The organism is Rivihabitans pingtungensis (assembly GCF_003201855.1).
GTDB classification, from domain to species: Bacteria; Pseudomonadota; Gammaproteobacteria; order Burkholderiales; family Aquaspirillaceae; genus Rivihabitans; species Rivihabitans pingtungensis.
In genome coordinates this window covers 6,377-21,839 of record NZ_QJKI01000031.1, presented here as the reverse complement: position 1 = coordinate 21,839, position 15,463 = coordinate 6,377, and the positions used below count along the sequence as shown (strand labels likewise).

Here is a 15,463-nt window from a genome sequence, read left to right as displayed (position 1 = left end):
GCAGATACGCTCACGCGGATCATGCGGCGGTCAGGCGCGGCGCAGCAGCGTTGTTGCCCAGTGCAGGCGTCACGTTTTGCTGGTTGGCCGACGGATCAGACAGCAGGTCTTCCATATCCAGCACCAGCACCACCGAGCCATCGCCAGACAGCGTAGCGCCAGCCACGCCACGCGGACGAATGTTTTGCAGCGGCTTGATCACCACATCGTCGCGGCCAACAAAGGCGTCGATGGCCAGGATGAAGGCGCGTTCGGCCGATTGCATCAGCACGCCAAACTGGGCTTCCTGGGTAGGCTGCCAACCCAGGAGATCAGCCAGCGAGCGCACCGGCAGGATTTCGTCGCGGACCACGATGGTCGGGCGGCCCGAGACTTCCTGGATGCTGTCCTGCTGGATCGGGATGATCTCGCGCACCATGGCCAGCGGCACGGCAAACGGCTGGTTGCACACCTTGACCACCAGCACGGGCAGAATGGCCAGGGTCAGCGGCAGCGAGATGCTGATGCGGGTGCCTTCGCCAACTTCCGAGCTGATGTCGATGCGGCCATTCAGCTTTTGGATATTGGTGCGCACCACATCCATGCCCACGCCACGGCCGGACACATTGGAGATTTGGTCCTTGGTGGAGAAACCGGGCAGGAAGATCAGTTGCAGCGCTTGCTTGTCGTCCAGACTGTTGGCGGTTTCCAGGTCGATCAGGCCTTTTTCAACGGCCTTGCGACGCAGCATTTCGGCACGCATGCCCTTGCCGTCGTCGGTAATCTCGATCAGGATATGGTCGCCTACCTGCTGGGCAGACAGCTCGATCACGCTTTGTGGCTTTTTGCCCACCGCCACGCGCTCTTCCGGGGTTTCCACACCGTGATCGACAGCATTGCGCACCAGGTGAACCAGCGGATCGTTCAGATCCTCGATCATGGTCTTGTCGAGTTCGGTTTCCTCGCCAATGATGACCAGTTCGACTTCCTTGCCCAGTTGGCGGGCCAGATCGCGCGCCAGACGTGGATACTTCTGGAACAGGCGGCCAATCGGCTGCATGCGGGTTTTCATCACCGCGTTTTGCAGATCGCCCACCAGCAGATCAAGCTGGCTGACAGCTTCGTCCAGCGAGCGCAGGGTGTTGGTGTCGCGGTTGCCTTGCAGGATTTCGGTGCGCAGCGTGGTCAGGCGGTTCTTGGTCAGGCCGATTTCACCCGACAGATTCAGCACCTGATCCAGACGCTGGGTGTCGATGCGGATGGTGTTTTCCTGTTGCACCGGGGCCATGGCAGTCGGCTTGTTGGCCGGACGTGGTGCCGGAGCAGCCGGCGCGGCCGGCTTGGCCACCGGGAGCGGTGCTGTCGGCGCAGCGGCTGCTGGCACCGGGGCGGGGGCGGCAGCAGGCACGGCTTGTGCCGGCACCACCACGGCGTGATACAGGCTTTGCCAGTCAGGCGCACCCGCCGCAGCAGGAGCAGGCGCCGCAGCAGCGGGCGCAGCAGCAGCAGCAGGCGGCGGGGCAACCGGTTGAGGCGGCGGAGGGGCCACAGGGGTCGGCAGCGGATCCAGTTGCACGACGGTGATCGGCTGATCAGCCTTCAGTGCACGATCCAGTGCTTCCAGCAGCATCGGGTCGGCGCTTTCCGGCATGCGGCCCTGACGCAGCACGTCGAACATGTCGCGCACCACGCCAGTGGCCTCGAGAATCACGTCCATGACTTCCGGTGAAAGCTGGATTTCGCTATTGCGCAGCTTGTCGAACAGGTTTTCCGTGCGGTGGCACAAGGTCACCAGCGGGCTGACATTCAAGAAGCCGGCGCCACCCTTGATGGTGTGAAAGCCCCGGAAAATGTCATGCAGCATGTTTTTGTCGTCAGGACGACGTTCCAGCTCGACCAGCTTGTTGTCCACATCGGACAAGAGCTCGGAAGACTCGGTCAAAAAGTCCTGTAGCAGCTCGTCCATTCCGCCGAATTCGCTCATCTTTATCCTCTTGTCTCTGTGATGCGGGCGAGCGGGGCGTTAAAAGCCCAGGCTTTCCAGCAGGTCATCCACTTGTTGTTGGCTGGTGACGACGTCGGTGCGACCTTCCGCGTTGACCACCGGGCCGTTGAGCAGGCCGTTGTCCTTGCTTTCCATCTTCTTATCGGAGAATTCCATCAGGAAGGCCAGCAGCTCGCTTTCCATATGCTGAACCATCTCGACGATTTTCTTGATCACCTGGCCAGTCAGATCCTGGAAATCCTGCGCCATGATGATTTCCATCAGTTGCGTGCGGGTCGCCTGGGTATGCGAAGGCACCGACGCCAGGTAATCACGGGTGTGCTGTGACAGCAGCTTGAATTCATCCACCGACAGCTGGCCGGCGTAGAGCTTGTCCCATCCCAGCGACAAGGCGGTGGCGCCTTTTTCGATCGAATCCTGATGCGGGCCTGCTTGGTCGGTGGCATTCAGCGCACGCATGGCGGCGTTTTCGGTCAGCGAGGCGATATAGGCCAGGCGATCCTTGGCGTCCGGAATGGTAGAGGCTGCACGTTCCAGCGACTTGTCGTAACCCAGTTCATGCAGTGCATCGTGCAGCTTGCGCGTCATCTGGCCGACGCGGGTGTACATTTCCAGCACTTGCGGGTCGGGCTTGGGCATTTCGGGGACAGGCGGCGGCACCACTTCCGGCTCGGGTGCGGCAGCAGCCAGACTGTCAAACAGTGCCTGCAATTCGTCGGAATCACCATTGTCGCCAAACGGCTTGACGGTAACCGGCGGGGTTTCCAGAGCGGCGGTGCGCGCCACGCTTTCAAACAATGCTTCCAGCTCAGCTGAATCACCCGAGCCATCACCCACCCCCACCGGGGGCGGCATCACCGGCGCTGCCGGGGCTGCGGCCTGAGCCGCCTGCTTATGCGACAAGGTGTCGAACAATGCTTCCAGCTCCGGCGAATCGCCATTTTCCTGTACGTGGTCGGACACGAGGCGTCTCCTGCTGCGATTACTTGCCGACGTTGGCGAAGATCTTGGACAGCTTTTCTTCCAGCGTCGCGGCGGTGAACGGCTTGACGATGTAACCCGAAGCGCCGGCAGTGGCCGCTTCAATGATGTTCTCGCGCTTGGCTTCGGCTGTGATCATCAGGAAAGGCAAATGCTTCAGGTTGTTGTCGGCACGCACGGCCTTGAGCAATTCGATGCCGGTCATATTGGGCATGTTCCAATCCGACACGACAAATTCGAAGTGCGAGGTGCGCAGCTTGTGCAAGGCGGCCTGGCCATCCTCGGCTTCGTCCACATTGGTGAAACCGAGCTCCTTGAGCAGGTTGCGGAGGATGCGGCGCATCGTGGAAAAGTCGTCCACGATCAGGAACCGGGTGTTTTTGTCTGCTTCTACCATGCTTGTAGATGTCCTGAGGAACCGATGTTGTTTAAGTGAAAGCCGTGATTCTAAATCAGCTCACATGGAATTATCGTTGCAAAAATGGCAGCATGGTCTCTGCCAGCAGTGCGGGTTCGAATTTTGCCACATAGGCATCGACGCCCACGCTGGTGCCCATTGCCCGGTTGGCGTTGGACGACAGCGAGGAGTGCATCACCACCGGGATATCGGCAAAGCGTGGATCATTCTTGATCAGGCGGGTCAGTACATAGCCGTCCATTTCCGGCATTTCGGCGTCCACCAGAATCAGCTTGAGGGTGTCGTGCAGACTCTCGCCCTCGTTCCACTGACGGTTGGCGAAGGCTTGCAGACGATCCCAGGCTTCGCGGCCATTGTTGGCCTGATGATACTTGACGCCCATTTTGTCCAGCACGCCAGTGATTTCCTTGCGTGCCACGACCGAATCGTCGCAGAAGAAGATGAACTGATCCGCATCCAGATTGGCCTTGGGGATATCCGGAATGCGGGTTTCACCAATCACACTGGCCAGAATCTGTTCGACGTCCAGAATCGACACCAGTTTGCCGTCTTCCAGTTCGGTCACAGCGGTAATCATGGCCTGCTGGCTGGTGGATACCATGTTTTCCGGCGCACGCACCTTGTCCCAGTCCACGCGGATGATGCGGTCTACTTCGCCCACCAGAAAAGCCTGGGTGCTTTTGTTGAACTCGGTGACGATCATCGAGGCATACACATTGTCAGGCTTGCTGCGGCCGATGAACTTGTCCAGCGCAATCACCGGAATGATATTGCCACGCAACGAGATCACCCCTTGCACACCCATCGGCATATTGGGCGTCTTGGTGATTTCCGGAGTCTGCGAAACTTCGCGGACTTTGAACACATTGATGCCGAAGATTTCGCGGGTGCCCAGCGTGAACAGCAGGATCTCCATTTTGTTGGAGCCTGCCAGCTTGGTGCGGGCATCGATGTTGGCAAGCAGCGAAGCGTCGGAAGCGGTCATCTTCTAAACCTATTTTCAGCCAGGTGAACGGGGGTCAGTCGCGCGGCAGGGTGGCCTGTCCGGACGGCAGCAGCGTGGACTGCGGCGCATCCAGCTTGAGCAGCTGGCGCACTTTCTGGGCCAGCTTGTGCGGCTCGAACTTCGAGACATACTCGTCCACGCCGACCGACTGGCCGAGCTTCTGGTTGGAATGCCCGGACAGCGAGGAATGCATCAGCACCGGGATGCCGGCAAAGCGGATATCGGTCTTGATCATCTTGGTGAGGATATAGCCGTCCATCTCCGGCATTTCCACATCGGTCAGCACCAGATGCAACATTTCGTTGAGCGGGCGATGGGCCATTTCGGCCTGGGTGGCCAGGCGTTGCAGCTCTTCCCAAGCCTGGCGGCCATTGATGGCGCCAGCGTGGCGGATGCCCATGGCGTCGAGCGTGCGCTCGATCTGCTTGCGCGCCACCGCCGAGTCGTCGGCGTAGAACACCATGCGCGGCACGCTGACCGGCTCAATGTTGACGAACTGGTAAGAGTCGTCGATCTGGGTGGTTTCCGCCAGCACCTTTTCGACGTCAATCATCATCACCAGTGTCTGGTCGTTCAGCTCGGTCACCGCAGTAACCAGCCCGCCCATACGGTTGGAGATCATCTCCGGCGGCACGCGCATCAGCGACCAGTCCAGGCGCAGGATGGTGTCCACTGCCTCGACCAGAAAGCCCTGTGTGTGGCCGTTGTACTCGGTCACGATCATGATGTCGGGTTTGGTTTCGGTGACGATCCCAGTGTACTTGGCCAGGTCAATCACCGGCACCAGCTGGCCGCGCAGGCTGACCATGCCTTCCACCGACGCGGTCATTTCTGGCGCGGCGGTGATTTCCGGGGTACGCATGACTTCGCGCACCTTGAAGACATTGATGCCAAACGTCTCGCGGCGACCAGTGCGTTGGTCCGTTCCCAGCGAGAACAGCAGGATCTCAAGCTTGTTGGTGCCGGCGAGCTTGGTTCGCGCATCGATTTTTTTCAGAAGTTCAGACACAGTCTGCTCCGCAAGACGCTGTTTTGTGTAACTGTATCGGACATGCCGTGATTTTCTTGACCGGGCCAGCGGTAGTGCCTCGGCAAGCCAAGGGCAGTCTGATACGATTTTCCATCTCTATTGTAAACAAAAAAGCGTGCTAAACGTCATAAATAAATATGCGATCTCATGATGCCACGGGCTCCACGCCACAAACCACAGGGCTGGAACACGCCTTTGACCGCTTTACCCAGGTGTCCGGCCAGCTGATTGACGCCTATCTGGCGCTTCAGCAGCAGGTCTCCCATTTGTCCGAGCAACTGGCACTGGCCAACGAGCAACTTTCACGCCGGGTTGCCGAAAACACTGCATTATTAGGGCGTTTATCGCTTTTACTCAATATGCTGCCCGCCGGTGTGATCGAAATTGACGCCGAAGGGCGCGTCAGTCGACAAAACCGTGCTGCCTCCACCTTGCTGGGCGAGGACTGGACCCACCGCCCATGGGAAGCCTGCGCCAGCAGCTTTGGCCATGCCGCGCATGACGATGGTCAGGTCAGTTACCACACGCCACAAGGTGAATTACGCCACATGCTGATCCAGCGCCAGCCTCTTCCGGATGACGATGGTGCCATTATCCTTGTGCAAGATGTCAGCCGTGCGCTGGAAATGCAACAACAATTGGCCCAGCAAGAGCGTTTTGTCGCCATGGGCCGCATGGCTGCCTCGCTGGCGCACCAGCTGCGCACACCTTTGGCCACCGCCATGCTGTACACCTCCCATCTGAACCGGCCCAGCATCGACGACGCCGACCGGCTGAAATTTGCCGGCAAGGCGCTGACCCGGCTGCGTGCACTGGAAGGCCTGGTCAGCGATATGCTGGGCTTTGTGCGCGGCCATGTCGAGGCGCGGGAATGGGTGGCGCTGCCACGCCTGCTGGCCGATGCCGAGCAGGTTTTTGCTCCGCAGGCACAGGCGCGCGAGGTGGTGCTGGACTGGCCAGCACAGGCACCGCAAGTCGAATTGTACAGTGATGGCAAGGCATTGTTGGGCGCATTCGTGAATTTACTGGAAAATGCCCTGGTGTTCTCTCCACCGCAAGGCCATATTCGCGTCAGCACCGAACTGGGCAATGGCGTGCTAAAACTGACCGTGCAGGATGACGGCCCTGGTGTGAGCGCAGAGGTGGCGCCCCGGATTTTTGATCCGTTTTTCACCACCCGCGCCGATGGCACCGGGCTTGGTCTGGCAATTGCCCGTGGCGTGGCCGAGGTGTCTGGCGGCGAACTGACCCTGCAAGCCAGCACCCGCGGCGCCTGCTTCCGGCTCCAACTGCCGTGCCGGGTCATGCCGCAAGTGCCAGCAGACTGAAATACCGCTTGCCAGAACCTGCCTGCGTCGTTTTGCCCGCATGCAGGCCGGTTCTGACTGCCCCACGACACGCCGGATTTGGCTGCTCTGCAGCATTTTATGAACCACTTTCGTGCTGCCGGGCAAGGCTGATGCTTGTTTACCGCCGATTTCAGCAATCAATATCTCATTGCCCACGATAATGACATGAAAAAAATCGGCAACGCCTCTATACTGTCGGCATGACGCCACCATGACCACGGGATTTCGGCATGACGTCATTTGCGCCAGACCACCCAGCCCACGCCACGGCGCGCCATCTTCCCGGAACCCGACAGACCGAAGGAGTGGACCGAACGTGCCATCCCCCCAAGCAGCCCCCGCCGACATCCTGCTGGTGGATGACTCCATGTGTTGCCGGCAAAGCATCGGCTTTGCCCTGCGCCGTGCCGGCCATCAGGTGCGAGAAGCCAGCAGTGCTGATGCCGCCCTGCGCGAACTGGAGCGCACCGGTCCGCCCAAAGTCTGCATCGTTGACCACATCATGGCCGACCTGGATGGCGCCTGCCTGATCCACATTCTGCGTCAGCGACCAGATACCACCCACACCGCGATGGTGCTGATGTCTACCGTCGAGACCAACTATCTGCGCGCACTGGCGCGCGAAGTCGGGGCACATGCCTGGCTGGCCAAGCCATTTGCTCCGGAACAACTGCTGGCCATCATCAGCATCCTGCTCGACCGCTAACCCTGACCCTGCGACGGCCCCGATCATGCCCATTCCGCTCTCCTTCTTGCAGAACTCGCTGCCACGTGAAGTGTATTTCGACAAACACTTTGGCCTGGAAGCCACCAAACTGTGGCCAGGAGAAATACTGGCCACCCGCGAAGACTGGCTGCTGGTCACCGTGACAGGCAGTTGCGTGGTGCTGTGCCTGCACGACCCGGTGGCAGCCGTAGGCGGCATGGCCCACTTCATGGTGCCGGATCTGGAAGCCGGCGCCACCGACACCCACGCACCGGCCCGTTACGCCAGCCACATCATGGAGTCGCTGATCGACGCCATGCTGCTGCAGGGTGCCCGCCGCGAACGCTTGACCGCCTTGCTCTATGGCGGCGCCAATATCCTCAAGGGCCTGTATCTGGGCGCACCAGGCGAACGCAATGTGCTGTTCACCCGCAATTACCTGAGCCAGGAAGGCATCCCACTGCACGACGAAGCCGCCCTGGGAATGACGCCGCGCAAAATTTATTTTCAGCCGAAACGCGGACGCACCAAAATACGTGGCATCCGTGAGGCGCATAACCGCACCATTTTCGAGCGTGAACTGGAATACCGCCACCGCCTGCGCGAGCTGCAACTGCCGCATGAGGGTGAAGTATTTGACCTGTGAAGATTGCTGTACTGAACTTGGCAGAACAGGCCAGATTCGGTTAAAACCACGGCCATGAACGCACCCTCTTTTCAGGACTTGCCCGCCAGCGCATACCGCGGGCGCTTTGCTCCCAGCCCCACCGGCCTGTTGCACGCCGGCTCACTGACCACCGCCGTGGGCAGTTATCTGCACGCACGCAGCCAGGGCGGCCAGTGGCTGCTGCGCATCGAAGACCTGGACCCACCCCGCGAAGTGCCTGGTGCCGCCGACGCCATTCTGCGCACGCTGGAAGCCCTCGGGTTAGCCTGGGATGGCCCCGTGATATGGCAAAGTCAGCGACTGACCGCCTATCAGGACGCGCTGGATGCCCTGATTGCCAGCGGCCATGCCTACCCCTGCGCCTGCACCCGCCGCGAAATCGCCCTGGCCGGCTACCCCGGAGTAGACGGTGTAGTGTATCCGGGCACTTGCCGCAACGGCCTGGCAGCAGGCAAAGCCGGCCGCGCCTGGCGGCTGCATGTCCCGGCAGGCGAAGTGATGTTTATGGATGGCCATTACGGCGCACAGCGCCAGGATGTCGCGCACCAAGTAGGCGACTATGTGCTTAAACGCGCCGACGGGCTGTTTGCCTATCAACTGGCCGTGGTGGTAGATGACGCCTGGCAAGGCATCAGCGAGGTGGTGCGCGGCGCCGACCTGCTGGACTCCACACCGCGTCAGATTGTGCTGCAACGGGCTTTGAACGCCCCCACACCGCGTTACACCCACCTGCCATTGCTGGTGAATACTGCCGGTGAAAAACTCAGCAAACAAACCCTGGCGCCGGCCATCCGGCCCGATCAGGCTGCAGACGAGCTGCGGCTGGCGCTGGCCCGACTCAACCATGCGCCGCCAGCTGACTGCCAAGGCTTGGACGAGCTATGGAGCTGGGCATTGGCCCACTGGAGCCTGGCGCGCGCGCCAGCGGCGCCCGTGCCGGTTTGACGCTGGCGGCGATCACATCGGCGCGCGTTCGCCAAGCGGGCACATGGCGCGCGACTGCGGCAAATCGCGCAAATACGCCGCCATTTCTGTCGCTGGCAATGGTCGGCTGAACAAAAAGCCTTGCAGCACATCGCAACCATGCCGCCACAGCCAATTGGCCTGCTCCAGGGTTTCCACCCCTTCGGCGACCACGCCCACGCCAAAATTCTGCGACAGACTCAAGAGCGCAGCGACAATCACCTCGCTATGCGGATCCAGCCCGATTTTGCTGATAAAGCTGCGGTCGATCTTGATTTGCTCGGGGCGAAAGCGGTAAAGCTGCTGCAAATTGGCGTAACCACAGCCAAAATCGTCCAAAGCGATGCTCACCCCCAGCGCCTTGAGCGCATCCAAGGTGCGGCTGATGGGCGCAGTCCCGGCCTGCGCCAGCGCGGTTTCGGTGATTTCCAGTTGCAACATGGCCGGTGGCATTTGGTGGCGATGCAGCAAGGCGGCGACATCATCCGCCAGATCGGGCTTGCACAATTGCCGGCCGGACAAATTCACCGATACCGGCGCCACAGGCAAGCCGGCCTGACGCCAGCTTTGCCACTGCGCCAGCGCAGTGTCCAGCAGGCGATGGCCCAGGGCAACGATTAAAGAACTTTCTTCGGCAATCGGGATAAACCGCTCCGGGCTGACCATGCCCAGGCGCGGATGCTGCCAGCGCGCCAGAGACTCCATGCACACCACTTGGCCAGTGCGAAAATTGATGATGGGCTGATAATGCAGATGCATTTCGTCCGGGCGGCCCAGCGCCAGGCGCAGGTCGTTTTCCAGTGCTTCGCGCGCCTGCTGGGCGGGGGTGTGCTCGGCATGATAGCGCGCCCACGTGGTGCCACCGGCGCGGCGCGCCGCCGCCGTGGCCTGGCGCGCTCGCAGCAGCAAGGTTTCGGCGTCCTCGCCATCCGCCGGAAACTGGCTGACGCCGACGCTGGCCGACAAGGCAAAACGCTCGCCGTCAATTTTCAGTTCAATGCCCACCCGCTGCAACACCCGGCGGGCGGCATGGCCGGCGCTGTCGTCAATATGCTCGCTCAAAATGGCGAACTCGTCCTGACCCAGGTGCGCCACCTGATCATGCGGCGCATGCGCCAGCAGGCGCTGACCCAGCTGCGACAGCAAACGCTCGGCCAAGGCCGCGCCATGGCGCAGGCGCAGCGAAGCAAAATGATCCAGGCTCAGGCACAACAGCGAAAACGGCTTGCCCGTGGCCAGCCGCGCCGGCAATAGCACCGCCAGATCAGCCGCGGCGTAAGGCGCGTTGCGCGCCTGCGGCGGTTGCTGAATGGCGTGGCCCGGCTGACGATGCAGCCAATGCTCCAGGCCGGCGGCCAGTTCATCCGGGCTGGCGCCGCCCTGCCAATCGGGCGTGCGGGCGCGCAGGCTGGCCACGGCGGCCGACAGGCGCGCCAGGCTGGCCTGGGTTTGGGTGAGTTCGCTTTCCAGTGAGGCCAGCGCGGCATGAAAATCCGGCTGGCACTGCCCGGGGTGGCCCGGACAGGCGCGACGCGGCGGAAACCCCGGCAGGGTCACCTCGTCGTCGCGCAGCTGCGCCACCAGGCGCACCACGGCGGCGCAGACGTCGGCGCGGCTAGCCTGATTACAAAATTGAACAATCCCGGCCAGTTCGGCCGAGCCGAACGCCCGCGACAATGGGTCGTGGAAGGGATCTGGCTGTGTCATGCGTACCCCGCCGACGATGCAATAACCTCATCATAAGTGAGGATTCCCCCCCATGCCAGCGTCGCCGATGGCGCGCCGCAACAGCCGCGCGCCGCTTTAATACAACACGCGGCAGCGCAGCGTGCCCTCAATCGCCTGCAACATGGCCAGCGCGGTGCTGCTGGCGGCGCTGTCGGCGTCGATCACCACATAGCCCAAGTCTCCGCTGGTTTGCAGATATTGCGCGCGGATATTGATGTTTTGCCCGGAGAACAGCGCATTGATGCGCGCCAGCATGCCGGGCTGGTTGCGGTGAATATGCAGCAGGCGGCAGCTGTCGGCGTGGGCAGGCAACGAGACCTCCGGGAAGTTCACCGCCGACAGGGTCGAGCCATTGTCCGAATAACGAATCAGCTTGCTGGCCACCTCGGCGCCGATATTGGCCTGCGCCTCTTGGGTGGAGCCGCCGATGTGCGGGGTGAGCAGCACATTGTCCAGCCCGCGCAGCGGCGACAGGAACTCATCGCCATTGGCTTGCGGCTCCAGCGGAAACACATCAATCGCCGCGCCATGCAGATGCTTGCTGTGCAGCGCGGCGGCCAGCGCGTCGATGTCCACCACCGTGCCGCGCGAGGCGTTGATCAAATGGCTGCCGGGCTTCATCGCCGCCAGCTCGGCCGCGCCAATCAAATGGCGGGTTTGTTCGGTTTCCGGCACATGCAGAGTCACCACATCGGCCACGCCCAGCAGCGCCTCCAGGCTGGGCAGCTGGCGGGCGTTGCCCAACGGCAGCTTGGTTTCGATGTCGTAGAACACCACCTGCATGCCCAGGTTTTCCGCCAGCACGCTGATCTGTGCGCCGATATGGCCATAGCCGACAATGCCCAGCGTCTTGCCGCGCACCTCGTAAGCGTGGTCCGCCGATTTCAGCCAGCCGCCGCGATGCGCCAGCGCATTGCGCTGCGGAATGCCGCGCATCAGCATGATGATTTCCGCCAGCACCAGTTCGGCCACCGAGCGGGTGTTGGAAAACGGCGCATTGAACACCGGCACGCCGCGTCGGGCGGCGGCGGCCAGGTCCACCTGATTGGTGCCGATGCAAAAGCAGCCCACCGCCATCAGCTTGCGCGCAGCGGCAAACACCGTCTCGGTAAGCTGGGTGCGCGAGCGGATGCCAACAATGTGCGCATCGGCAATCGCCGCGCACAATTCCGCCTCGGGCAGCGCCTTGGCGTGATAATCCAGCGTGACATAGCCGCTGGCCTGAAACGCTTCCACGGCGGTCTGGTGCACGCCTTCCAGCAGCAGCACCTTGATTTTGTCCTTGTCGAGCGAATAGCTTTGCATGGGAGGCTTCCTTTTTGCTGAATTCTTGAGTAAATTTATCAGGTATTCTGGATTTTGCCAGCCCCAGCCCTGCAAAACTTTTTTAGCCCCTCCTCCACGGACTCACCCACCATGACCGACCTTGCCGCCCGCCTTGCCGCCGTGATTGACCCCGCGCGCATCCGCACCGACGCCGACAGCCTGCAACAATATGGCCGCGACTGGACGCGCTATTACGCCCCAGCGGCCAGCGCCGTGGTGTTTCCGCGCAGCCTGGGCGAAGTGCAGGCGCTGGTGCAGCTGGCGCGCGCCGAGCGGCTGGCGCTGGTGCCCTCGGGCGGGCGCACCGGCCTGTCTGGCGGCGCCTGCGCGGTGGCTGGCGAAGTGGTGGTGTCGTTCGAGCAGATGCGCGAGATCAGCGACTTTGACCCGGTGGCCGCCACCGTGCGCTGTCAGGCCGGGGTGGTGACCGAAAGCCTGCAACAGTACGCCCTGGCGCAAGGGCTGTATTTTCCGGTGGACTTTGCCTCGCGCGGCTCGTCGTGCATTGGCGGCAATATCGCCACCAACGCCGGCGGCATCAAGGTGGTGCGCTACGGCATGTTTCGCGACTGGGTGGCCGGGCTCACTGTGGTGACTGGCGCTGGTGATGTGCTGCGGCTGAACCAGGGCTTGGTGAAAAACAATAGCGGCTATGACCTGCGCCATTTGTTTGTCGGCAGCGAAGGCACGCTGGGCCTGATTGTGGACGCCACCCTGCGCCTGGCGCGCGCGCCAGCCCCGGCGCGGGTGATGGTGTGTGCGGCGCCGGCGCTGGAGCACATCTTGCTGGTGTTCCACGCCTTTCGCGCCCGGCTGACGCTGAACGCCTTTGAGTTTTTCTCCGAAGCCGCCCAGCAGGCGGTGCTGGCGCGCGGCCATGTGCGCCGCGCCGTTGACACGGTGACGCCGTATTACGCCCTGCTGGAATTCGACGCCGAACACGAACCCGCCGCGTTGGCGGCGTTTGAAGCCTGCGTGGACGCCGGCTGGCTGGCCGATGGCGTGATCAGCCAATCCGACACGCAGGCGGCGGCGCTGTGGCGGCTGCGCGAGGACATCAGCGAATCCATCACCCCGCGCACCCCGTACAAAAACGATGTGTCGGTGGTGATCTCACGCGCGCCGGCCTTTATCGCCGAGCTGGACGCCCTGCTGGCGCGCGAATACCCGAATTTTGACGTGGTGTGGTTTGGCCATATTGGCGACGGCAACTTGCACATCAATGTGCTGCGCCCACTGGACATGGACATCGACACCTTCCGTGGCCACTGCGAGCGGGTGAACAGCCTGGTGTTTGACGTGCTGGCGCGCTATCAGGGCAGTATGTCGGCCGAACACGGCGTGGGCCTGCTCAAGCGCGACTACCTGCCGGTGACGCGCAGCGCCGAAGAAATCCACTACCTGCGCGGCATCCGCCAGGTGTTCGACCCCGACGGGATTCTCAACCCCGGCAAGCTGCTGCCGGCGGCAGAATCTGCGTAAAAAATGTGCAACAAAAGTTTTTGCTTAAAAATCAATCAATAAACCACTTTATCCACAGCCGGTGCACACCTCTCTCCCGCGTCGGTGTGGATGCCCATCCCACTGCCCAAAAAATAGGCAACACAGAAAAGTCATGATAAATCAGCCAGCTGGATGATTTGTCCACAGGCGGTTCACACCCCTGTCCCCCTGGGGTGTGGACAGTGCGGTTCTGTCGCGTGGACAAGTATTAAAAATACGGCGTGCTATGACTCAGCGCGCAAGGCTTCAACAATTGAGGGGCGCATCAGATAGCGCACAGGAAACAAAGAAAACCCCAGGCAAATGCCGCTGGAGCACAGCACCGCCAGCAGCACATAGCCACCATGCACGGCAAACGCCCAGCCAGCCAGCCAAGCCGCCAGCGCCGCACACAGCAAACCCACCACCACGCCGCCCGCCGCGCCCAGCAAGCTAAGCGCCAAGGCTTCAACTGACAGCATCCAGAAAATATCGCGCACCGAGGCGCCCACAATCAGCCGAATGGCAATTTCTCGCCGACGATCCGCCAAATCAGACAACGTGCTGCTCATCACCCCTACCGCTGCCACCACCACTGAAATCAACGCCACCCCGGCCAACAACCAGGCAAACAACTGTTGTTGGGTTTTCAGTGACTCAATGATCTTGGCGGGATAATTCACCTCGGCGGCGACAAAACCGCGCTGAACAAAATACCCACGCAAGGCGCTGGCGGTGGATTCGTTCACCTGCGCTGCCGGCGCCCGAATCAGCATGCGGGCAAAAGCAGGGCCGGGAAACAGATGACGGGTGGCGGATGCCGGCAAAATCACCGCATTGCGCGCGTCGATATCCACAAACGGAATATTGTCCAGCTCGGCAAACACCCCGGCCACCGGGTAATAACGCCCCTCCAGCCGCAGGCCGACATCTGGGCCAGGCCGGGCGGGCAAGCCCAGCTCCGCCAGCAAGCCGGCCCCCACCCAAACACCCGCGCTCGGCCCATCCTGCCGCCATTGCGGCGACACCATGGGTCGAAACTGCGCATCGCCCGCGTAGAGCACCGCATCCGCCTGGCGCGCGCCGCCCTTGGCGCGACTGGATAAAGAAAACACCCATGCCGCACCTTGCACAAACGGAAAGCGCGCGCGCAACGCCTGCTTTTCGGCCTCCATATCGGCGTACAAGGCCACCTGCCCTTGCTCCAGATTGCTGACCACAAACAAATTGGCCCCCAGGCTGGAAAAACGGCGCACCGACTCAGTGGCGGCATTCCAGCCAATGGTGAGAATCGCCACCACCGACGCAGTGGAAATCACAATGCCAACCAAGGTCAGCACAATGCGGGTGCGGGAGAATTGAATATTGCGCAGCGCTTCCGCCGCCAGCCACAGCGTGCGTGGCTTAATCATGGACAATCCGTCCTGCGGCAATCCGCCAGCGCGATTTGGCGCGCGCCGCCAGGACCAGATCATGGGTGACCATCACCAGCGCCATGCCAGCTTGATTCAGCTCGCACAGCAAAGTCATCACCTCATCGGCATGGCGTGGGTCCAGGCTGCCGGTGGGTTCGTCGGCAATCATCAGCGCGGGCTGCGCCACCAAGGCACGGGCAATCGCCACCCGCTGTTTTTGCCCGCCAGATAAATCATCCGGCCGTTGCCCCGCCTTGTCGGCAATGCCCAGCGTCTCCAGCACGGCCAGGCTTTGCGCCGCCCGCACTGCTGGCGCCAGCCCCTGATACAGCAAGGGCAGGGCCACGTTATCCAGCACGGACAGTGATGGAATCAAATTGAACTGCTGAAACACAAAGCCAATAGGCC

14 protein-coding genes are annotated in these 15,463 nt (G+C 61.8%); 5 read left to right on the top strand and 9 right to left on the bottom strand.

What is annotated here, in order from left to right:
- Positions 1–19: 19 nt before the first annotated feature.
- The 5 genes from DFR34_RS15405 to DFR34_RS15385 form a co-directional block, all read right to left on the bottom strand.
- Positions 20–1,963, bottom strand: coding sequence for a chemotaxis protein CheA (locus tag DFR34_RS15405; protein ID WP_110392046.1), 1,944 nt, complete (start codon positions 1,961–1,963; stop codon positions 20–22).
- A gap of 39 nt (positions 1,964–2,002) precedes the next feature.
- Complete coding sequence (cheZ, locus tag DFR34_RS15400) at positions 2,003–2,947, bottom strand: protein phosphatase CheZ (protein ID WP_245906917.1); 945 nt, start codon at positions 2,945–2,947, stop codon at positions 2,003–2,005.
- Between the two features lie 19 nt (positions 2,948–2,966).
- Positions 2,967–3,362: a chemotaxis response regulator CheY gene (cheY, locus tag DFR34_RS15395; RefSeq protein ID WP_110392045.1), complete on the bottom strand. Its 396-nt coding sequence runs from the start codon at positions 3,360–3,362 to the stop codon at positions 2,967–2,969.
- Positions 3,363–3,432: 70 nt separating this feature from the next.
- Entirely contained in the window at positions 3,433–4,368 is a 936-nt protein-coding gene (locus DFR34_RS15390) for a chemotaxis protein (RefSeq protein ID WP_110392044.1), read from the bottom strand.
- A gap of 34 nt (positions 4,369–4,402) precedes the next feature.
- A complete protein-coding gene (locus tag DFR34_RS15385; RefSeq protein WP_110392043.1) occupies positions 4,403–5,398 on the bottom strand; it encodes a chemotaxis protein in 996 nt (331 codons plus the stop codon).
- A gap of 158 nt (positions 5,399–5,556) precedes the next feature.
- Between DFR34_RS15385 and DFR34_RS15380 the strand changes: the two genes are divergently transcribed.
- The 4 genes from DFR34_RS15380 (at position 5,557) to gluQRS (ending at position 9,086) form a co-directional block, all read left to right on the top strand.
- On the top strand, positions 5,557–6,747 hold the full coding sequence (locus DFR34_RS15380) for a sensor histidine kinase (protein WP_110392042.1): 1,191 nt from the start codon (positions 5,557–5,559) through the stop codon (positions 6,745–6,747).
- A 337-nt stretch (positions 6,748–7,084) separates the two neighbouring features.
- A complete protein-coding gene (locus DFR34_RS15375; protein ID WP_158281858.1) occupies positions 7,085–7,474 on the top strand; it encodes a response regulator in 390 nt (129 codons plus the stop codon).
- Positions 7,475–7,499: 25 nt separating this feature from the next.
- On the top strand, positions 7,500–8,120 hold the full coding sequence (locus DFR34_RS15370; protein ID WP_110392040.1) for a chemoreceptor glutamine deamidase CheD: 621 nt from the start codon (positions 7,500–7,502) through the stop codon (positions 8,118–8,120).
- Between the two features lie 54 nt (positions 8,121–8,174).
- Positions 8,175–9,086: a tRNA glutamyl-Q(34) synthetase GluQRS gene (gluQRS, locus tag DFR34_RS15365; RefSeq protein WP_110392039.1), complete on the top strand. Its 912-nt coding sequence runs from the start codon at positions 8,175–8,177 to the stop codon at positions 9,084–9,086.
- A gap of 12 nt (positions 9,087–9,098) precedes the next feature.
- On the opposite strand, the gene DFR34_RS15360 is transcribed toward gluQRS, so the two are convergent.
- Positions 9,099–10,811 (bottom strand): putative bifunctional diguanylate cyclase/phosphodiesterase, encoded by a 1,713-nt coding sequence (locus DFR34_RS15360; protein WP_110392038.1) that lies wholly within the window; start codon positions 10,809–10,811, stop codon positions 9,099–9,101.
- Between the two features lie 96 nt (positions 10,812–10,907).
- Entirely contained in the window at positions 10,908–12,137 is a 1,230-nt protein-coding gene (gene serA / locus DFR34_RS15355; protein ID WP_110392037.1) for a phosphoglycerate dehydrogenase, read from the bottom strand.
- Positions 12,138–12,248: 111 nt separating this feature from the next.
- Between serA and DFR34_RS15350 the strand changes: the two genes are divergently transcribed.
- Positions 12,249–13,640, top strand: a complete 1,392-nt coding sequence (locus DFR34_RS15350) for a D-2-hydroxyglutarate dehydrogenase (RefSeq protein WP_110392036.1) — start codon at positions 12,249–12,251, stop codon at positions 13,638–13,640.
- 245 nt (positions 13,641–13,885) lie between these two features.
- Here the strand turns inward: DFR34_RS15350 and DFR34_RS15345 are convergent, their stop codons facing one another.
- Positions 13,886–15,052, bottom strand: coding sequence for an ABC transporter permease (locus DFR34_RS15345; protein ID WP_158281857.1), 1,167 nt, complete (start codon positions 15,050–15,052; stop codon positions 13,886–13,888).
- The coding region (locus tag DFR34_RS15340) for an ABC transporter ATP-binding protein (protein WP_146215177.1) at positions 15,045–15,463 on the bottom strand (419 nt) is incomplete at its 5' end. The genes DFR34_RS15345 and DFR34_RS15340, both read right to left, overlap by 8 nt.